At 72.5% G+C, this 17,995-nt stretch carries 22 protein-coding genes and 1 pseudogene; 13 read left to right on the forward strand and 10 right to left on the reverse strand.

Annotation, left to right across the window (positions count from 1 at the left end; genetic code table 11):
- Positions 1 to 1,121: pseudogene (locus tag ACH4E7_RS37545) on the forward strand (hypothetical protein); the annotation flags it as partial.
- 3 nt (positions 1,122 to 1,124) lie between these two features.
- On the opposite strand, the gene ACH4E7_RS37550 reads toward ACH4E7_RS37545, so the two are convergent.
- Together ACH4E7_RS37550 and ACH4E7_RS37555 are read right to left on the reverse strand one after the other, a co-directional pair.
- On the reverse strand, positions 1,125 to 1,256 hold the full coding sequence (locus ACH4E7_RS37550; protein ID WP_396253680.1) for a DUF397 domain-containing protein: 132 nt from the start codon (positions 1,254 to 1,256) through the stop codon (positions 1,125 to 1,127).
- On the reverse strand, positions 1,219 to 2,166 hold the full coding sequence (locus ACH4E7_RS37555; RefSeq protein ID WP_396253681.1) for a Scr1 family TA system antitoxin-like transcriptional regulator: 948 nt from the start codon (positions 2,164 to 2,166) through the stop codon (positions 1,219 to 1,221). Before ACH4E7_RS37555 ends, ACH4E7_RS37550 begins: the two co-directional genes overlap by 38 nt.
- A gap of 159 nt (positions 2,167 to 2,325) precedes the next feature.
- On the opposite strand from ACH4E7_RS37555, the gene ACH4E7_RS37560 reads away from it, so the two are divergent.
- The 5 genes from ACH4E7_RS37560 (at position 2,326) to ACH4E7_RS37580 (ending at position 5,528) form a co-directional block, all read left to right on the forward strand.
- Positions 2,326 to 2,760, forward strand: coding sequence for an ATP-binding protein (locus ACH4E7_RS37560; RefSeq protein WP_396253682.1), 435 nt, complete (start codon positions 2,326 to 2,328; stop codon positions 2,758 to 2,760).
- Positions 2,761 to 2,773: 13 nt separating this feature from the next.
- Positions 2,774 to 3,340, forward strand: coding sequence for a hypothetical protein (locus ACH4E7_RS37565; RefSeq protein ID WP_396253683.1), 567 nt, complete (start codon positions 2,774 to 2,776; stop codon positions 3,338 to 3,340).
- A 96-nt stretch (positions 3,341 to 3,436) separates the two neighbouring features.
- Positions 3,437 to 3,943, forward strand: coding sequence for a SigE family RNA polymerase sigma factor (locus ACH4E7_RS37570; protein WP_396253684.1), 507 nt, complete (start codon positions 3,437 to 3,439; stop codon positions 3,941 to 3,943).
- Between the two features lie 65 nt (positions 3,944 to 4,008).
- Positions 4,009 to 4,812, forward strand: a complete 804-nt coding sequence (locus ACH4E7_RS37575; protein ID WP_396253685.1) for a hypothetical protein — start codon at positions 4,009 to 4,011, stop codon at positions 4,810 to 4,812.
- A 92-nt stretch (positions 4,813 to 4,904) separates the two neighbouring features.
- The gene (locus tag ACH4E7_RS37580) at positions 4,905 to 5,528 is read left to right on the forward strand and encodes a DUF6228 family protein (protein ID WP_396253686.1); all 624 of its coding nucleotides are present in this window, start codon (positions 4,905 to 4,907) and stop codon (positions 5,526 to 5,528) included.
- On the opposite strand, the gene ACH4E7_RS37585 is transcribed toward ACH4E7_RS37580, so the two are convergent.
- Positions 5,473 to 5,691 carry a cold shock domain-containing protein gene (locus ACH4E7_RS37585; RefSeq protein ID WP_355671728.1) on the reverse strand — a complete coding sequence of 73 codons (219 nt, stop codon included), beginning with the start codon at positions 5,689 to 5,691 and terminating at the stop codon, positions 5,473 to 5,475. The genes ACH4E7_RS37580 and ACH4E7_RS37585 overlap by 56 nt on opposite strands.
- 241 nt (positions 5,692 to 5,932) lie before the next feature.
- Between ACH4E7_RS37585 and ACH4E7_RS37590 the strand changes: the two genes are divergently transcribed.
- The 3 genes from ACH4E7_RS37590 (at position 5,933) to ACH4E7_RS37600 (ending at position 9,005) form a co-directional block, all read left to right on the forward strand.
- Positions 5,933 to 6,460, forward strand: coding sequence for a peptidylprolyl isomerase (locus tag ACH4E7_RS37590; protein WP_396253687.1), 528 nt, complete (start codon positions 5,933 to 5,935; stop codon positions 6,458 to 6,460).
- Between the two features lie 89 nt (positions 6,461 to 6,549).
- Positions 6,550 to 7,395 carry a DUF3626 domain-containing protein gene (locus ACH4E7_RS37595; protein ID WP_396253688.1) on the forward strand — a complete coding sequence of 282 codons (846 nt, stop codon included), beginning with the start codon at positions 6,550 to 6,552 and terminating at the stop codon, positions 7,393 to 7,395.
- 77 nt (positions 7,396 to 7,472) lie between these two features.
- Complete coding sequence (locus tag ACH4E7_RS37600; protein WP_396253689.1) at positions 7,473 to 9,005, forward strand: AMP-binding protein; 1,533 nt, start codon at positions 7,473 to 7,475, stop codon at positions 9,003 to 9,005.
- A 243-nt stretch (positions 9,006 to 9,248) separates the two neighbouring features.
- Here ACH4E7_RS37600 and ACH4E7_RS37605 read toward each other — a convergent pair whose 3' ends face one another.
- Positions 9,249 to 10,163 carry a LysR family transcriptional regulator gene (locus ACH4E7_RS37605; RefSeq protein WP_396253690.1) on the reverse strand — a complete coding sequence of 305 codons (915 nt, stop codon included), beginning with the start codon at positions 10,161 to 10,163 and terminating at the stop codon, positions 9,249 to 9,251.
- A gap of 95 nt (positions 10,164 to 10,258) precedes the next feature.
- On the opposite strand from ACH4E7_RS37605, the gene ACH4E7_RS37610 reads away from it, so the two are divergent.
- On the forward strand, positions 10,259 to 10,609 hold the full coding sequence (locus ACH4E7_RS37610) for a DoxX family protein (RefSeq protein ID WP_396253691.1): 351 nt from the start codon (positions 10,259 to 10,261) through the stop codon (positions 10,607 to 10,609).
- Between the two features lie 134 nt (positions 10,610 to 10,743).
- Here the strand turns inward: ACH4E7_RS37610 and ACH4E7_RS37615 are convergent, their stop codons facing one another.
- From ACH4E7_RS37615 to ACH4E7_RS37625, 3 genes are all read right to left on the reverse strand, one after another.
- On the reverse strand, positions 10,744 to 10,905 hold the full coding sequence (locus ACH4E7_RS37615; protein WP_396253692.1) for a hypothetical protein: 162 nt from the start codon (positions 10,903 to 10,905) through the stop codon (positions 10,744 to 10,746).
- 66 nt (positions 10,906 to 10,971) lie between these two features.
- On the reverse strand, positions 10,972 to 11,457 hold the full coding sequence (locus tag ACH4E7_RS37620) for an SRPBCC family protein (RefSeq protein ID WP_396253693.1): 486 nt from the start codon (positions 11,455 to 11,457) through the stop codon (positions 10,972 to 10,974).
- Between the two features lie 48 nt (positions 11,458 to 11,505).
- On the reverse strand, positions 11,506 to 12,465 hold the full coding sequence (locus ACH4E7_RS37625; RefSeq protein WP_396253694.1) for a GlxA family transcriptional regulator: 960 nt from the start codon (positions 12,463 to 12,465) through the stop codon (positions 11,506 to 11,508).
- 83 nt (positions 12,466 to 12,548) lie between these two features.
- On the opposite strand from ACH4E7_RS37625, the gene ACH4E7_RS37630 reads away from it, so the two are divergent.
- Entirely contained in the window at positions 12,549 to 13,145 is a 597-nt protein-coding gene (locus ACH4E7_RS37630) for a cysteine hydrolase family protein (protein ID WP_396253695.1), read from the forward strand.
- A gap of 6 nt (positions 13,146 to 13,151) precedes the next feature.
- Here ACH4E7_RS37630 and ACH4E7_RS37635 read toward each other — a convergent pair whose 3' ends face one another.
- On the reverse strand, positions 13,152 to 13,673 hold the full coding sequence (locus ACH4E7_RS37635; RefSeq protein ID WP_396253696.1) for a hypothetical protein: 522 nt from the start codon (positions 13,671 to 13,673) through the stop codon (positions 13,152 to 13,154).
- 31 nt (positions 13,674 to 13,704) lie between these two features.
- On the reverse strand, positions 13,705 to 14,487 hold the full coding sequence (locus ACH4E7_RS37640; RefSeq protein ID WP_396253697.1) for an SDR family oxidoreductase: 783 nt from the start codon (positions 14,485 to 14,487) through the stop codon (positions 13,705 to 13,707).
- A gap of 104 nt (positions 14,488 to 14,591) precedes the next feature.
- On the opposite strand from ACH4E7_RS37640, the gene ACH4E7_RS37645 reads away from it, so the two are divergent.
- Positions 14,592 to 15,521, forward strand: coding sequence for a sigma-70 family RNA polymerase sigma factor (locus tag ACH4E7_RS37645; protein WP_396253698.1), 930 nt, complete (start codon positions 14,592 to 14,594; stop codon positions 15,519 to 15,521).
- 95 nt (positions 15,522 to 15,616) lie between these two features.
- Here the strand turns inward: ACH4E7_RS37645 and ACH4E7_RS37650 are convergent, their stop codons facing one another.
- Positions 15,617 to 16,192: a nucleosidase gene (locus ACH4E7_RS37650; RefSeq protein ID WP_396253699.1), complete on the reverse strand. Its 576-nt coding sequence runs from the start codon at positions 16,190 to 16,192 to the stop codon at positions 15,617 to 15,619.
- Between the two features lie 478 nt (positions 16,193 to 16,670).
- Between ACH4E7_RS37650 and ACH4E7_RS37655 the strand changes: the two genes are divergently transcribed.
- Positions 16,671 to 17,984, forward strand: a complete 1,314-nt coding sequence (locus tag ACH4E7_RS37655) for a hypothetical protein (protein WP_396253700.1) — start codon at positions 16,671 to 16,673, stop codon at positions 17,982 to 17,984.
- Positions 17,985 to 17,995 lie beyond the last annotated feature (11 nt).

Consider the following 17,995-nt stretch of genomic DNA (forward strand, 5'->3'; position numbering starts at 1 on the left):
TCCAACGGGGCCGCGTTGCTTGCGTTCCGCGCACTGCGGTGTACCTCGACCCTTGCCTTGCACCCCGGCCGAAATCCTTAACTACCCGGCCTTGGAACTACCCGTTCCAGAACGGACAGCTCGCCGACACCCCGGACAGCTTCTGCGGGTTCGACGTGGGCGATCCCCACCTGAACCTGCCGATGGCCGCCAAGCCGGGGGTGGACTGGCACGATGTCATGACCTACTGCAACTTCCAGTGGCCGTCCAGCTATACCTACGAGGGCATCCGCCAGCGGCTGGTGGCGGAGAACACCCTCACCACCGGAGCCCCGACACCGGCGGGTATTCCGGCGGCGGCCGCGCCCATCCCAGCGACCCCCCGCGAACTGAGAGTCACCACGGTCGGCGGCGGAGGCCGTCCCGACGAGCGGTTCCCGAAACTCTCGGTGACCGCCGCGCCGACGCCTGCGCCCGCCGTGGCGGGGATGGAGGCGGGGCCCGAGGGCGGGCAACTCGTCAGCGTGGTGGGAACGGTCGACCTCACCAGCCGCAACGGCGCGATCATGTTCGTCAACCCGGTGCAGGCGGCGGCCACACAACCCGCGCAGCCGGCCCAGGCCGGCCAGGCCGCAGACGGCGCCGCGCCGAACGGCGAGGCCCCGGTGGTGCTGCGGGTCCAGCAAGCCGGAGGTGGGGCACCGGTCGACTTCCCGGTCACGGTGAAGCTCACGTCGGACCCGGCGCCGGGCCAGGAGCGGACCGGACTGGTGGACGCGGTCGTGCCGATCGGGACCAACCCCGCGTCGGTCGAACTGCTCGTCGGCGGGCAGGTGGTGGACACCTTCCGTCCGGCGGACCCGCCGCCGACGCTCCAGGGAGCTCGTCACTCGACGGCAGGGGAAGGCGAGTTCGGGCTGGATCTGGACTTCGGTGCGGCCCGGATGGACGGCCACACGTTCGCCACGCAGGTCAGCACGGACGGCGGGAGGATTTGGCACACGATCGGAGTCGGGCTGAAGGACCCCACGATCACGGTTGATCGGACTCAGTTCCCGCCCGGGACTGAGGTCCGGGTGCGGGTGATCTCGACCAACGGCTTCACCAGTACGACGTCGGACATCGAGAGCTTCCGAGTCTGATCACTACCCTGAGAAGTCACCGGCCTGGACGCCGGAGAGGAAGGCCGTCCAGGCCGAGGCCGGGAAGACGAGGACCGGGCCGTTCGGGTCCTTGGAGTCACGTACGGGGACGAGGCCGGGGAATCCGGGGGCCACCTCGATGCAGTCCCCGCCGTTGTTTCCGCTGTAGGTGCTCTTCCGCCAGGCGGCCGCGGCGAGCTCGTTGCTCATCATCTCTGTAACCCTCCAGCGCATCGGCGATCAGCCGAAGCGAGTCGCACTCTGACAGGCATTCGCCACGGAGTTGATCAAAGCGACGGTGATACTTGGTCGCACTGGCGGGATCCTCGCTGAGATGGCCTCGATCGAGGCTCTCCGAGTAGACCAAGCGCTGCCCGTCCGGCAACTCCAGCAACACCATAGCCGTGTTGATGAAAGCCTGCCGACTTGAGAACGGCGCCACGTGAATGACGATGTTCGGAAGCCGGGCCACCCGCAACAGGTGCTCCATTTGACATCTCATCACATCAGGCCCGCCGATGACCGCGCGGATGGCGCTCTCATCGAGAATGACGACCAGCAACGGCCCGCTGGGCACGAGAAAGCGGCTTTGCCGACTGAGTCGAGCCTTGGTCAGCTCCTCGATCTCCTCCGGGTTGCCGGCCGCATCGCCAGTGGCGAAGAGCGCTCGCGCGTACTGCCGACATTGCAACAGGCCGTGCACCACGCTGTCCTGGAACACCCGGACCCCGACGGAGATGGCCTCCAGGTCAACGTGGTCCTGGAACCAGTCCGGGTGCTCGATCGCCGCGTCCCAGTCGACCCGGCCGTACAGCCGCATCAGCAGGTCGCCGGTGTTCAACAGCCGACCGAGGTCCTCGACTTCCTCGATCGACGGCTTCCGCTTGCCGCTTTCGGTCCGCGAGATCACCGTCCGGTCGCAGTGCCGGAGCTTGCCGAGCTCCTCCTGGGTGTAACCCGCCGCCTCGCGCGCGTACTTGAGCTCCTCGCCGAACATGATCGCGGAGCTCGCCGTCGTCCCCCGCTTGGTCTTCCGCTGTGCCATCACTGCCCCCAGTTGTGCGCCGCACGTCCCGCACGTCGATCTGGCGTCACCGTACCTCCGCAGCCTCGATGATTGACACCAGAACGCAATCATGTGCATGCGTAGCGTGATTGCGCACTACCGTCGCGCTCCCCCATCCGCCCCCCGAGGTACTTCGCCATGCCCAAAACCCACCGCCCCCGCACGTTCGCCGCGCGCCTCGACTCCCGCACCGACTCGACGCCCCTCGCCCGCCACCTCCTCCGCGCCTACCTCGCCGCCCTCCCTACCGGCGACCGCTACTCCGACATCGCCGAACTCCTCCTCGGCGAACTCTTCGCCAACGCCGTCCAGCACTCCGACGCCCCCACCGACCGCCTCATCGAGATCCGCTTCGCCCTCATCGACGACCGCCTGCGCCTCGAAGTCCACGACGCCGGCAGCGGCCGCCCCACCCTCCACCCCACCACCCCCGACGACGAGCGCGGCCGCGGCCTCTTCCTCGTCAACGAACTCGCGGAGAGCTGGGGTTGCTGCCCCCGCGCCGGTGGCATCGGCAAGTTCGTCTGGGCCCTGGTCGCGCCCGCCCCCGCCCTCTCCCTCGTCACCGCCTGAAAGCGTGCCGCCGATGCAGTCCCCGCTCCTCACCCTCGCCCGGCACGCCCTCTCCCAGGGCTCCACTCCCGCCGAGGCCTACACCCTCCTCGCCCGCTGCACCGGCAAGCCCCTCCCCTCCGCCCGCGCCGTCTGCCTCGCCCTCGACATCCCCCTCGCCGAGGCCACCTGCCGGCTCAACGACTGCTACGACGCCCTGCTCGCCGGCCCGCGCCCGGACTCCGAGGCCGACACCGGCGAACTCCTCGAAGCCCTCGGGGTGTTCGACATCCCCAAGACCCTCGACGCCCGCGACCGGACCATCGTCGACCTCTTCCTCGCCGCGATCGACGCCATGGGCGGCATCCGGGCCGGCCACCAGCACGGCCTCGCCCGCTGGTTCACCACCGGCAACCTCACCGCCGCCTACCTCTCCCTCGCCGCCGCCCAGCCCCTCCCCCGCACCGGCGACCCGGCCCACTACTGGACCGCCCTCGTCACCGCCGGCGAACTCCTCTCCTCCACCCCCACCCCCGACCCCCGCATCAAGCCCGCCCTCACCCACTGCCGCACCCGCGCCGCCCAGGCCACCACCCCCTGAAAGAGAAATCCGCTGCCCACACGACATCCTGACGCCTCACGTAGTCATGAAGGGTATGCACGGCGATCACAGGACGAGCGAACAGGCGGGGACCGAGTGAAATCAGCACAGGAGGACGAGTACCTGGAGTTCGTGGCCGCGAGGGCGAAGGCGCTGTACCGCTCGGCGTACGTCCTCGCGGCCGGCGACACGCATCTTGCCGAGGACCTGGTCCAGGAGACCCTCAGCCGGGTGTACGTGCACTGGAAGCGGGTGGCCCGTGCGGACAACCCGGTGGCCTACGCCCAGACGGTTCTGGTCCGCACCTTCCTCAGCCTGCGGCGTCGGCGAAGCACCGCCGAGCGCCCCATCGGGAACATGCCGGACAGTGCGGCGTCCGGCCCGGACACTGCGCTGCGGCTCACCCTGCTGGACGCGCTCGCCCAACTGCCGCCCCGCGACCGGGCGGTGCTGCTGCTGCGCTACTGGGAGGACCGCAGCATCGAGGAGACCGCCCGGATGCTCAGGCTGAGCAGCAGTGCGGTCCGGTCCCAGGGCACCCGTGCACTCGGCAGGGTGCGTGCGTTGCTCGGCGACAGCCTGTCCGACCTGGTTCCGCACTGAGCACCGTGCACGCAGGTCAAGACCGCCGTAAGGCCCCCATCAGCGACAGAAAAGGTGACGCCAGCATGCCGTTCGAAGCAGACCTCGCCCATGCCCTGGACCGCACGACCGACTCCCTCGAACCCGATCTCACCACGCTCCTGAGCGGAGCCGTCGAGCGCGGGCGGAGCCGTCGGCGTCGGCGCAGCGTCGGCGTCATCGCCGGGGTCGGCGCCTGCGCCGTGATCGCGGCAGCCGGCCTGGTCATCCCCGGCGCGCTCGCCGGGACCCGCTCCGCAGGATCCGACATCGAGCCGGCGGCGCTGGCGATGCCCCGTTCCGCGATCACCGACACCCAGATGATCCGGGCCCTGGAGATGACGTTCCCCGGAGGCCGGTTCAGCCGGGAGACCGGGCAGAGCAACAACCCCTCGGATCCGTCCGCCGGGTACGTCGCCAACGGCGAACTTATCGTCGACGACGGGCACGGCGCCGCCCTGGTCGGCGTCTCGGCCCTGCGGCTCAAGCTGCCACTCAGGGACGGCGACGGGCTGAGCTGCGAGCGGACACCCGCACGTGCCGCAGGTGACACCTGCACGCTGAGCGAGCTGCCGAGCAGTGCCGCGATTCCCGGCGGGGCCGTGGTGATGTCAGAGCAGAACGCCGCCCAGCACCCGGCCCGTGCCGACACCGCCCGCCGCTGGACGGTGACGGTGACCCTGAAGTCGACCGGCGCGCAGCTACAGCTGGTGCAGTGGAACAGCACCGGCGGCGGCAGCGGCTCCGACGCGCCGAAGCCGACCCGGGCCGCTCCCCCGCTCTCCGAGCAACAGGCGGTGGCCGCACTCACCGGTGCCACCTGGGCGTCGATCCTCGATGCCGTCGGCTGACCCGGAGAGTGCGACGGCGTCGGCGCCTCCCACCTGCCCGCTCGAACGGAATCGCGATGACTTCCGGCGCGAAGCCGTCTAATGTCCCGCAGATGAACGCCCAGGCCACCGAGCCCACCGACACACCGGCCGTCACCGTCCGGTCCCAGGACGACCCGACTGTCCGGGTCCGGCTCGCCGACCGATTCTTCGACGCGTTCGGGACCGGCTTCGCGGTGGACCTGCACGGCGAAGGCCTCCAAGCCCGGGTCGACTCGGTCGTCGTCTGGGCGTGGGGACCGGAGCACCTGGCCGACTTCCTCGACCAGCTCGCCGCCGACTTCCGGGGTTGGGAGGGCGAGCGCACCTGGAGCACCCACCACCTCGCCCTGCGGGCCGTCTTCCGGTCCGGCGGCCACGTCGGCCTCACCTGGACCATCCGGCCGTGGGACACCCGGGAGAACTCCTGGGAAGCCTCGGTCACCACCTGGCTGGAGGGCGGGGAGCAGATGGCCGCCCTTGCCCGGGCGAGTTCCGCGCCGAAGAACCTGTCCGGCGAGAGCGTCCGGGCGCGCAGGTGGCCGTGGACCTCCAGGGCGACCAGGCCGTGCAGGTGTCCCCCAGATCCGCTGCGCAGGAAGTCGGCGCGGCCGACTTCCTGCGCAGTGTCCGCGGAAGCGCCTACGGGTTCACGCCCTCGACGTTCTCCGCCTGGGGCCCCTTCTGGCCCTGGGTGATCTCGAAGGAGACGGCCTCCCCCTCCTCAAGGCTCTTGAACCCTTGCTTCTTGATGGCCCTGAAGTGCACGAACACATCGGCGCCACCACCGTCCGGGCTGATGAACCCGAACCCCTTCTCCGCGTTGAACCACTTCACCACGCCGGTCACTCGCTCGCTCACGCTGTCGCCAATCTCGCTCGGATGTCGATCGACGGCCCCGAAACTCCGGCCGCCAACGCCACCTTCCCCGCCCCGGCCCCCGGGCGCGGGGATGCTCGCCGGGATGGCGCCGAAGGTGTCAGGTCCGGATGCCTGTTCGCCCCGGCGCCACCCGTGCGGGTGAGATGCCGTGTCGCCGCTTCGGGGCCCGCCGTCCGGTCTGGAGACTGGCCGGACCAGTTGCACCGAAGGAAGGATTGTGATGGCGGACGAGCTGTACGCGACGCTGAAGACCGACCAGGGCGACATCGTGATCCGGCTGCTGCCGAACCACGCCCCGAAGACCGTGCAGAACTTCGTGGAGCTCGCCCAGGGCGAGCGGGAGTGGGTCGACCCGAACACGGGCCAGCCGAGCAGGGAGCCGCTGTACGACGGCACGGTCTTCCACCGCGTCATCGACGGCTTCATGATCCAGGGCGGCGACCCCCTGGGCAACGGCACCGGCGGGCCCGGCTACGAGTTCGCCGACGAGTTCCACCCGGACCTGGCGTTCACCGAGCCCTACCTGCTGGCGATGGCCAACTCCGGGCCGGGCACCAACGGCTCCCAGTTCTTCATCACCGTCGCGCCGACCGTCTGGCTCACCGGCAAGCACACCATCTTCGGCGAGGTCGCCGATGACGCCGGCAAGAAGGTCGTCGACGCCATCGGCGCCAGGGCCACCAACCCCCGCAACGACCGCCCGCTGGAGGACGTGGTCCTCCAGAAGGTACTCATCGAGACCCGCTGAGCGCGGCGGGCCCGTCGGTGGACGCCGCCGGGCCCGCCGGCGCGGAAACCCACGTGCACCGGGCCGTTCGGCTCGGCCACACTGACCAGATGACCGCCGACGCCATCCCGACACCACAGGACCGCGCCCTCGGGCATGTGGCCGCACTGTCGTCCGGCCCACCGGTGGACCCGTCCCTGCGGGTGACCCTCAACTTCCATCCGGACCGCGCGGCCCACGGCCGACCGATCCTGGAGGCCCTGGCCGAGGGCGGCGTCTACGTCTCCCAGTTCGTCACCGGGACGAGCAACGGCGGCCTGACCGCCCACCCGGGCGGGGACCGGTGGCGCTGGGAGAGCCGGATCTTCAACGGCGCCTACGATGATGCGCCTTCCGCCGAGCGTCCCGTCTACGGGGCACTGAACTTCCGCCGCAAGCCGTTCGGCGCCGCGCCGCGCTTCGGCTCCGCCCACTTCCGCCTCACCGCCGAGGTGTCGGGGCGCACCACCTTCTGCTACCCGGACAGCTGCGTGGACCCCACGGACTTCGGCGTCGCGGACCGCATGGGGCTGATCGAACTCGCCCTGGCCGACCGCCAGGACCACCTCGACGACTACATCGAGGCGCAGGTGCACGGACCGGTGCGCATGGCCCGCGACGTCGAGGCCCTGGTCCTGGACCCCTGCTATCGGGGCACGGTCGTCGAGGAGGCCGCCCGACGGCTGCCCTGTCCACTGGAATGGCACGCCGGCTTCCGGCTCACCGTGCAGGAGCTGCGCCGCCATCCCGCCTTCCGCGGACAGGAGTTCGTCGATCTGGGCGCCGAGATCGCCGTCGACGGTGCGCTCGATCCCGCCGTCATCGGGGCCGCCGCCATCACCGGCCGCCATGACCCCCAGTCGGTCAAGAAGGTCTGGCACTATCTCGCGCGTTTCGGAGCGCCCGTACCGTCCTGATCGCCAACTACCCGACCCGGTGCGGAGGATGGAGTTAGGCTGTCGACATGGTTGCAAACTACAAAGAAGAAGTGGCCATGCCCGACGCTGAGTTCATCAGCGCCCCCGCCCTGATCCTCCGGTCCCTCTCCGCCGACCCCGGCCGGTTGGCCATCACCACCGCCGACGGGGTCAGGATCACCGCCGGCGAGTTCGCCGCCGCCACCTACCGCCTCGCCCACGAGCTCATCGCCCGCGGCGTGACCCGGGGCATGACCGTCGCCCTGCTCACCGGCAACACCGCCGAGGCGCTCAGCGCCCGCTACGCCGCCGGCATCGCGGGCGCCCGCCTGGTGAACCTGTACGACGGCATGAGCGCCCCGATCCTGGCCGAGATCGTGACCAGCGTCGACACCGCCGTCCTGCTGGTGGACGCCGAACGGTACGCGACGGCCCCGGAGTTGCTCGCCCTGGTCGACGTGCCGACGGTCCTCACCCTGGGCCCCGGCCCGGAGTCCGTCGGCGAGGACGTGATCGCCGCCTCCGCCCACCGCCCCGCCCAGCCGCCGGACGTCCGGATCGGCCCGGACGACGACCTGGGCATCCGCCACACCGGCGGCACCACCGGCATCCCCAAGGGCATCGTCAGCCTGCACGGCCCCTACCGCCGCGCCTTCGACGTCCCGTTCGGCCCGGAGGGCGCGGCGCCCCGCCTGCTCGCGGCCACCTCGCTCGCCCACCTCTCCGGCGTGTTCTCCGACCTGACGCTCCACGACGGCGGCTCGGTGGTCATCCAGCGCTCCTTCGACCCCGGCGAGGTGCTGGCCGCCATCGAGCGCGAGCGCATCACCGACCTGTGGGTCCTGCCCCCGCTGCTCTACCAGCTGCTGGACCACCCGGCGATCGGCAGCACCGACCTGTCCAGCCTGAAGCGGATCCTGTACGGCGGCTGCGCCTCCTCGCCGACCCGCATCCGCGAGGCGCTCAAGGTGTTCGGGCCGGTCCTGTCGGGCGCCTACGGGATGTCGGAGGCGCAGTACATCACCGCGCTCTCCCCGCAGGAGCACGACCGGGTCGGGCACGGCGGCCAGATCTCGGTCGGCCGGCCGCTCCCGGGGGTCGAGGTGGTGATCCGCTCCGCCGACGGCGCCGAGCTGCCGACCGGCGAGCAGGGCGAGATCCACGTCCGCTCGGCCACCCTCATGGCCGGGTACTGGAAGCGGCCCGACCTCACCGCCGAGGTACTGCGCGACGGCTGGTTGAACACCGGCGACATCGGCTACTTCGACGCGGACGGCTACCTCTACCTGGCCGACCGGCTCAAGGACACGATCATCGTGGTCGGCGGGCACGTCTACCCCTCCGAGGTGGAGGACCTGCTGCTCGCCCACCCGGCGATCGGCCAGTGCGCCGTCTTCGGCGTCCGCGACGCCCAGCAGGCCGAGCACGTCCACGTCGCGGTCGTCCCCGCGCCGGGGCAGCGGCCGCAGCTGGAGGACGTCCGCGCGTTCGTCACCGCGCGCAAGGGCCGGATCTACGCGCCGGAGGCCCTGCACCTGGTCACGGAGATCCCGCTGACCTCGGTCGGCAAGCCGGACAAGAAGCGGCTGCGCGACTCCCTCGCGGTCTGAACCCGCCCGAGGCAGGGGCAGGGGAGGGGCAGGGGCAGGGGCAGGGGCAGGGGCAGGGGCAGGGGTGCTCACCGAAACCGCACTGAACCCCGCGCAGATCCCCACCGGACTTCACCCCACCGTGGGGTTTGGCTCAACGAACCCCGGCCCCGCTGCCGAGAAGCCAACGGGGGGTGGCGGCGCTGAGGGCCGCCACCCCCTCCGCTCGCCACCCCTCCGCCACCCCGCGCCGCTCCCCGCAGCTCACTCCTCCGAGCTCTCGATGCTCTCGACGTTCTCGACGCAGCACCGCACGAAGTCCCGCACCACCGGATTGCCGTCGTCCACCGGTGCCCAGGCGACCCCGATCCGGCTGGGGCTGACGCCGCTCACCGGCCGGTAGACGATCCCGGGCCGGGCGTAGAAGCGGGCCGTGGACTCGGGGGCGAGCGCGACCCCGTAGCCGTTGGCGATGGCACTCAGCCAGTCGTCGGGCTGGTCCACGACGGCGCCGATCCGCACCGGGCGCCCCTCACGCTCGCCGGCGGCGACCCAGTAGTCCCGCCAGGCGCCGGTCTCGGCCGGGGCGGCGACGAAGGGCTCGTCCCACAGCTCCCGGAACGGGACCACCTCCAGGGCCGCCAGCGGGTGCGCCGAGGGCAGCGCCACCCAGCGCGGCTCGGTGGACAGTTCGGCCACCCGCAGCCGCTCCTGCCCGGGGAACGGCAAGCGCAGCAGCGCCGCGTCCACGTCCCCGTCCGCCAGGCCCGCCGTCGGGTCCGACCAGGTGGTGGCGTGCCGCATGTCGACCCGCCAGCCCGGGCGGCGGCGGGTGAACTCGGCGACGATCCGCGGGGTGGCCTCGTTGGCGGCGCTGGCCAGGAAGCCGACCCGAAGGACGCGTTCGGCCCGGCTCGCCGCGGCCCTGGCCTCCCGCAGCGCGGCGTCCCAGGCCGCCAGCAGCCCGGGCGCCCGCGCGGCCAGGGCGCGGCCGGCCTCGGTGAGCGCCATCCCGGCCCGGGAGCGGACGAACAGCGGGGTGCCCAGGCCGTTCTCCAGCTGCCGGATCTGCTTGGTCAGGGCGGGCTGGGAGACGTACAGCCGCTCCGCCGCGCGGGTCAGGCTGCCTTCCTCCGCGACGGCGGTGAAATAGCGCAGCAGCCGGGTGTCCACATCCATTCCATCAGGTTATGGAAGCAGGTATTGGACGCAAGGCGAGGGGCTGACGAGGCTGGACGGCGAGCAAGCACTCGTGTCAGCGACGAAGGAGTCCCATGTCCATCGCGTACGTGATCGTGGCCGTCGCCGCCATCGCCGCCAACGCCGGAATCGCCGCCGCGGACTTCGCCGGGGCACCCTTCGTCCTGGCCAACTCCGCCGAGGTGAACGTCCCGAGGAGTTGGATCCCGCGGCTGGCCGCGCTCAAGGCCGCCGGGGCCGCCGGGCTGCTGATCGGCCTGGTGGCCTTCCCGCCGCTCGGCATCGCCGCCGCGGTGGGCCTGGTGCTGTTCTACATCGGCGCCGTGGCCACCCACGTCCGCACCCGGGTGCTCCACAACCTCTACTTCCCCGCCGGCTACCTCACCCTGGCCGTCGCCACCCTCGCCCTCTCCGCCGCCCGCTGACGAGCCGCTCGGACCGCCACCGCACGCACCTTGGTGCCGCCGCCCAGCGCCGCGAACTCGCCACCGTAGCGGCCGCTGTGCGGCGGACGGGCGTCCCGGACGGTGGCCACCGCCGCGATCGCCTTCCGCCCCTGCTATAGGGCCCCGAGGAACTCCCGCACGGCGGAGGCGAGTTCGTCAGCAGCGGTGACCGGCAGCAGGTGGTCGCCGACCAGCTCGACCGCGACCGTCCCGGGGCGGCGGGCGACGAGCTCCGCCGCCTGCCCGGCCGGGATCACGCCCTCGCTGCCGCGCACCAGCAACGCGGGGCAGGAGGTCGCCGTCCAGTCGGCCCAGTGGTCGCCGCGGCACCGGTTCCCCGCTCAGGCCGCGCCGAAGTGCCGCTTGGTGTCGGCGATCAGCGTCTTCAGGAACGCCGTCCCCGGAAGGTCCGTCAGCGCGGCCGGGTGGGCCAGCAGCGGGTTCGGCTCGAAGGCGAAGGTCCAGGTGAACCGGGTGCCGTGGGCGTTCGGCCGGACCACGTAGTCCTCCCCGAACCGCCGATACAGCGGCAGACTGGCCTCCGTGACGCAGAACGAGTGCCGCGTCCCCTCCTCCCACCGCACGAACTCCTCGCGCAGGTGCAACAGCCCGGCCGCGGTGATCTCCCGCGTCGTGCCCACCCCGTGCGGCGCGACCGAGGTGTACCGCCCACCCGCGAGGCCCCGGCACCACGACAGCGGGGCGTCCCCGGCCAGCCCCCGCCAGACGGTCTCCGGCGCCACCGGCAGGTCCATCACGTACGCGTGCCGGTGCGGCGCGGTCTCGAAAAAGGACGGGTCGAAACGTTCGAGCGTGAACCAGGCCATCGGATCTCCTCCTGTGACGGGTCCCGTGACGGGCATTCACCCCCGAACCTAGCCCTCCTCCCGCCCCCGGAACGCGCGCCGGTACTCCCTCGGCGCGACGCCCACCCGCGACACGAACACCGGCCGCAGCGACACCGCCGAGCCGAAGCCGCAGTGCACGGCCACCGCGTCCACCGGCAAGTCCGTCTCCTCCAGCAGCCGTTGGGCGGCGAGGATCCGCTGGTCCAGCAGCCAGCGCAGCGGGGTGGTGCCGGTGGTGGCGCCGAAGTGACGGGCGAAGGACCGCTCGGACATCACGGCGGCGGCCGCCATCCGGCGGACGGTCCACGGCGTGTCGAGGGAGGTCAGGATCTCGGCGCGCACCCGCGCCAGCGGGTCGTCCTCGGCGGGCGCGGGCACCGGAGTCGGGATGAACTGCGCCTGGCCGCCCGCCCGGAACGGGGCCGTGACCATCGCGCGGGCGATGGTGGCGGCGGCCTGCTGGCCGTGGGCGGTACGGACCAGGTGGAGGCAGAGGTCGATGCCCGCCGCAACGCCCGCCGAGGTCCACAGGCCCTCGCCGCCGGTGAACAGCACCTCGGGCCGGACGGTCACCGCCGGGTGGCGGCGGGCCAGTTCGGGGGCGAGCGCCCAGTGGGTGGTCGCCTCCCGGCCGTCCAGCAGCCCGGCCTCGGCGAGGACGAAGGCGCCCGCGCAGAGCGAGGCGACGGGGATACCGCGATCGCGGACCTCCCGCAGGGCCGCCAGCACCTCCGGAGGCCGCGCAGCACCCGGCTCCTCCACCCCCGGCACCATCACCAGGTCGCAGTCCGCCAGCGCCCCCAGCCCCTCGTCCGGCACCCGCTCCAGCCCACCGCCCAGCCGCACCCGGGCCCCCACCGGCCCGCAGACCCGCAGGTCGAAGCCCGGCAGCCCCGGTCGGGAGGACCGGTTCGCCCACACCTCGCCGATCACCGCGTAGTCGAAGGCCCGTACGCCGTCGAAGATCAGACACCCCACCGTTCGCATGGCGCAAGCATGGCAGGAATCCATCGATGGGTGGCATTCCTGCCCATCACAGCCGCCCGGCACCGCGCGGCACCATGAATCCCATGACGAACACCGACGCCTTCGACGCCCCCCTCGCCCTCGACCCCGACGCCGTCCTGCTCCTCATCGACGTCCAGCAGGGCTTCGAGGACCAGGAGTTCTGGGGCCCCCGCGACAACCCCCAGGCCGAGCAGCGGATCGCCGAGCTGATCGCCGCCTGGCAGGCCACCGGCCGCCCGATCGTCACCGTGCAGCACGCCTCCCCGGCCGGCCCGCTGGTCGAGGGCACGCCCGGCCACGCGCTCAAGGACTTCGTCGCCGCGATCACCCCCGACCTGCACATCACCAAGACCGTCAACAGCGCCTTCTACGGCACCCCCGACCTGCACGCCTGGCTCCAGCAGCGCGGCGCCCGGCAGGTGGTGGTCACCGGGATCATCACCAACGTGTGCAACGAGACCACGGCCCGGATGGCCGGGAACCTCGGCTACGACGCGATCTTCCCGACCGACGCCATGCACACCTTCGACATGACCGGCCCCGACGGCACCACCGTCCCCGCCGCCGAACTCGCCCGCGCCACCGCGACCACCCTGCACGCGATGCGCTTCGCCAAGGTGGTCACCACGGAGGCCGTCCTCCGGGCCGCCGAGGCCTGAGCCCCGTTACGCCCTGAACAGCGGCCCGTACGCGTTGCCCTCCACCGCGTTGAGCAGCACGTACCGCTCCCCGAGGCCGAACGCGACCTCCCGCAGCCGCGCCAACGCCTCAGCCACCGTGGGGACTTCGAGCCCGAGCGCGGCCGCCGCCGCGTCCCGGTCGGCGAACAGGTCGGGCTCCTCCTCCAGGAACGCCTCGGCCGCCTCGGCGCTCTCCTCCTCGGTCAGCCGGACGCAGTCCCGCCACCACGGCAGGGCCAGCAGCAGCCGGACCATCTCCTCCAACCCGACGGCCATCAGGGCCGCGCCGCCCTCGGAGTCGGCGTACAGCACGGGCCGCTCGTCGCCGCCCTCGCCGCAGAGGAAGAAGGTGCCACCCGCACCGCACTTGGCCACCTCCTCCAAGGCCTCCCCGGAGGCGAGCACCACCTCCTCCACGTGCGAGTAGGCGTCGAGGGAGAAGTCACCCGGCCAGAGCAGGTAGTCGACGGCGGCGGGGGTGGCACGAACGAGATCGAGGAATGACATGGCGGACACCCTAGGACGCCGCAGCGACAACTCAGAGGGCGAACCGTTCGGCCAGGAACTCCTCCCAGGTGCGCCGCCCGTGCTCGGCCCCGTCCGGGGCGAGGTTGTCCCCGGCCCGGTAGGCGCGCCCAAGTTCGCCCGGCACCCGTACGGGCATCTGCCGGAAGCGGCGCCCCTGCGCGGCCAGGAAGCGCCGGGTCAGCTCGCCCATCTCGTACACCGTCGGACCGGCCAGGTCGGGCACCGCCCCGGCCGGCTCGTCCAGGGTCAACTCGACGAGCCGGGCGGCGACTTCGCGTACGTCCACGGGCTCCCAGCGGACCCCGCCTGGCACCGGGACGACCGGCAGCTTCGTCATCTTCTCGACCACGGTGAACGCCAGGTCGTGGAACTGGGCGGCCCGCAGGACCGTGTACGGCAGGCCCGAGCCGGTCACCGCCTCCTCGGCGGCGAGCTTGGACCGGAAGTAGCCGAGCGGCACCTTGTCCGCGCCGATCACCGAGATGTACACCAGGTGCCGCACCCCGGCCCGCCGCGCGGCCGCGACCAGCCGCCGGGTGGCCTCGTCGTCACCCTTGGGGCCGCCCGCGAGGTGCAGCACGGTGTCGACGCCCGCGAGCGCCCCGTCCAGCCGGACGTCCGCCTCGGCCGGGTCGCCGAGCAGGTCGCAGCGCACGTACGGCACGCCGTCCCCGGCCGCGCGCGCCTGCCGGCTGAGCACCCGCACCGCGCGCCCGGCCGCACGCAGCAGAGGTACGACCTGCCGGCCCAGGGTGCCGGTGCCGCCGGTGACCAGTACCAGGTTGTTCGTCACGATCGTCTCCGATTCGTCCCGGACCGGGAGTTGATCTCCCCGCCGCACCCATTGTTGGGTGACTCCTGCTGCCCTGACCCGAGGCGATGAAGGAATGTGACACGGTGGACGAGAAATCATCCCGGACCGCTCTACGGACCGCTCGATTCGAGGAGCACCGGCCGCATCTGCGCGCGGTCGCGTACCGGATGCTCGGCTCGATCAGCGAGGCCGAGGACGCGCTCCAGGAGGCCTGGCTGCGGTACGACCGCACCGACACCGCCGGGGTGGAGAACCTCGGCGGCTGGCTGACCACGGTGGTGTCCCGGGTCTGCCTGAACCTGCTGCGCGACCGCGCCCAGCGCCGCGAGGAGCCGCTGGTGCCGACCGGGCCGGACGGGGAGACCGGCCCGGAGCGCATCCCGGACCCGCTGCTGCGCCGCGAGGGCGTGGTCGACCCGGAGCAGGAGGTGATGCTCGCGGACTCGGTCGGTCTGGCGTTGATGGTGGTGATGGAGTCGCTGTCGCCCGCCGAGCGGGTCGCCTTCGTGCTGCACGACATGTTCGTGGTGCCGTTCGAGGAGATCGCGCCGCTGATCGAGAAGACGGCGGCCGCGACCCGCCAACTCGCCAGCCGGGCCCGCCGCAAGGTGCAGGGGCAGGCGCCCGCGCCCGACCCCGACCTGGGCCGCCAGCGCCTCGCCGTGGACGCCTTCTTCGCCGCCTCCCGCAACGGCGACCTGGAGGCGCTGGTCGCGGTGCTCGACCCGAACGTGGTGCTGCGCTCGGACGGCGGGGCCGCGCTGGCCCGGCACACCCTGGTGCTCACCGGCGCCGCGACGGTGGCCGGCCAGGCCGCCATGTGGGGCAAGCTGTCGCCGTTCGCCCGCCCGGCGCTGGTCAACGGCACCGCGGGCGCGGTGGTCATCGGCGACAACGGCCGGGCGTTGTCGATCATGGCGTTCACCGTGGTGGACGGCGCGATCACCGCGATCGACGTGATCGCCGACCCGGAGCGGCTGGCGACCTTCGACCTCTCGGCCTTCCGCGACTAGGACGAAAAAGGGGTGGGAGGGCGACCGCCCTCCCACCCGAAGGACCGGAGGACTCAGCGCCCGATCGCACCGTCCGGCCGCCCACGGACGGACCGTCACCAGCCCTGTGCGTGCGCCCAGTCGGCGAGGTGCCGGGCGCAGCCGTCCACCGACTCCCGCCAGGTGTGCGCCGCGCCGTCCCCGGCCTCGTCGCTGACGTACTTCACCAGCCGCACCGGGACCCCGGCCCGGTGGGCGACGGTGGCGACGGCGTAGCCCTCCATGTCGACCAGGTCGGCGTGCTCGGCCAGCCGCTCGCGGGCGGCCGGGGAGTCGACGAACAGGTCACCGGTGGCCAGCACCGGGCCGTCGCCCTTGCCGACCACCAGCGGGCCGCCGTAGCTGCGGCCGGTCAGGGTCTGCAGGACCTCGGTGTCCAGGTCGTGCTGGATCACCTGGACCACGTGGTGGATGCCCTCCCAACCGGGGCGCAGCGCACCGGCCGTACCGAGGTTGATCACCTCGGAGGGCTTCCCGCCCTGGGCGAGCACGGTGGCCAGTGCCACGGCGGCGTTGACCTTCCCCATCCCGGTGAGCAGCACGGGCAGGCGCTCGTTCAGGTGGGCGGCCTCCTCGCGGACGGCGACGACGAGCAGCGGGCGGTCGGGTGAGATCGTTCCAAGCAGTCGCATGGGGCCCATGGTACGGAGCGGGCGTGTGCCTCACCTCGGGAGTCGCTTGATGGAACCGCGAGGGGCGCCGCCCGCGTCGCACGGGTCGCCACCTCTCCGTCCGAGCCGTTACGGACTGTTACGGGCCGCACCGGGCCTCACCGGGCCGCACCGGGCCGTTACAAGTCGTACCGAGCCGGGCGAGAGCGTGCGGAAACCGTGCACGACATGCTCAAGATCGGCGCAAGTCAGGTGTGGCCGGGAGGAGTCACGGCCATACTGCTGCCATCGGTCGGGCCCCGGGTGTCGGGTCCGTACCCAGGGGAGGATGAGGCGGGTGGCATCACCAGTAGGCAACGGCGCACCGGGCGCCGCGTTCCCGACGCGGCCGAGCGGTCCACCGGCCGTACCGGGAGCGACCCCGTTCGGCGCGCCGGGGACGGCACCGGGGACAGCACCGCTCGCGAAGCGCCCCCGGGCCGGTGCCCCGGAGCGCGGCGTGCGCGCCCGCCTGGCCCAGGCCACCCGGACGCCCCCGGGCCGGCTGCGGCTGGCCGGGGTGGTGCTCGCGGTGCTCACGGTGGCCTTCGGCGGGCTCACCGCCTGGCAGTTGGAGACCAGGGCCACGGCCGCCGACCGGGTCGTCTCGTACAGTCAGCCGCTCAGCCGGGACGCCGCCGAGATCCACCGCTCGCTGGCGGACGCCGCCACCACCGCGGCCACCGGCTTCCTGCTGGCCGGCGCCGAGCCCAAGGACGTCCGGGACCGCTACGAGCAGGACCTCGCCCAGGCCGCCAAGCTGATCGCCCAGGCCGCCGCCCGGACCACGTCCACCTCCCCGGCCCAGGACTCACTCGCCCGACTGAACCAGCAACTCCCGGTGTACGCCGGTCTGGTGGAAACCGCGCGGGCCGACAACCGGCAGGGCATCCCGCTCGGCGGCGCCTACCTGCGGTACGCCTCCGAGCAGATGCAGAACGTCCTGCTGCCGGCCGCCGCCGAGCTGAACGGCTTCGAGGACAAGGAGCTGGCGAACGACTACGCCGAGGCCAAGTCCGTGCCGTGGGGGGCGTACGGCCTGGCGGTGCTCACCCTGGCCGCGCTCGGCTGGGTACAGCTGACGCTGTTCCGCCGCACCAACCGGGTGTTCAACATCGGCCTGTTGGGCGCCTCCGCCGCCGTCCTGGCGGGCGCGCTCTGGCTCACCGTCGCCGGTCTGACCGCCGGTTCGGCGCTGGACCGCAGCGACCACGACGGCGCGACCCCGCTGCGGGCACTCAACTCGGCCCGGGTGGACGTGCTCACCGCCCGGCTGGCGGAGAACCTGCACCTGGTCGCGCGCGGCTCCACCACCAAGTACGCCGACCAGTGGAACAGCGCCACCAAGCACCTTTCCGGCGACAACGCCAAGGACGTCCCGCTGGAGCGGCGCAGCGGCTCGCTCCCGGAGGCGGTCCGGCTCGCCCCGCCGTCCGCCGCCCAGCCGGTCCGCGACGCCGCGCAGCAGTACGACGAATGGCGTCGACGGCACGACAAGGCACGGTCCTTGGAGGTCGACGACGCCGACTACCAGGCCGCGCTGAACGCCACCGTGTCGGCCACCGACGCCACCAGCACGGCGGAAGCCGCCTTCAACGCCACCGACAAGGCCCTCGGGCAGGCCGCCGACGCCGAGCAGGCCCGGTTCACCGACGCCGCCGAGGGCACCGCCGGGGACCTGCGGCTGGCCGCCGGCGCGGCCGCGGTGCTCGGCCTGGTGGCCGCGGCCGCCGCGCTGCGCGGCCTCGGCCGGCGACTGGCCGAGTACCGATGAGGGGAACGGAC

This window comes from Kitasatospora sp. NPDC018058, from assembly GCF_044327205.1.
GTDB lineage: Bacteria > Actinomycetota > Actinomycetes > Streptomycetales > Streptomycetaceae > Kitasatospora.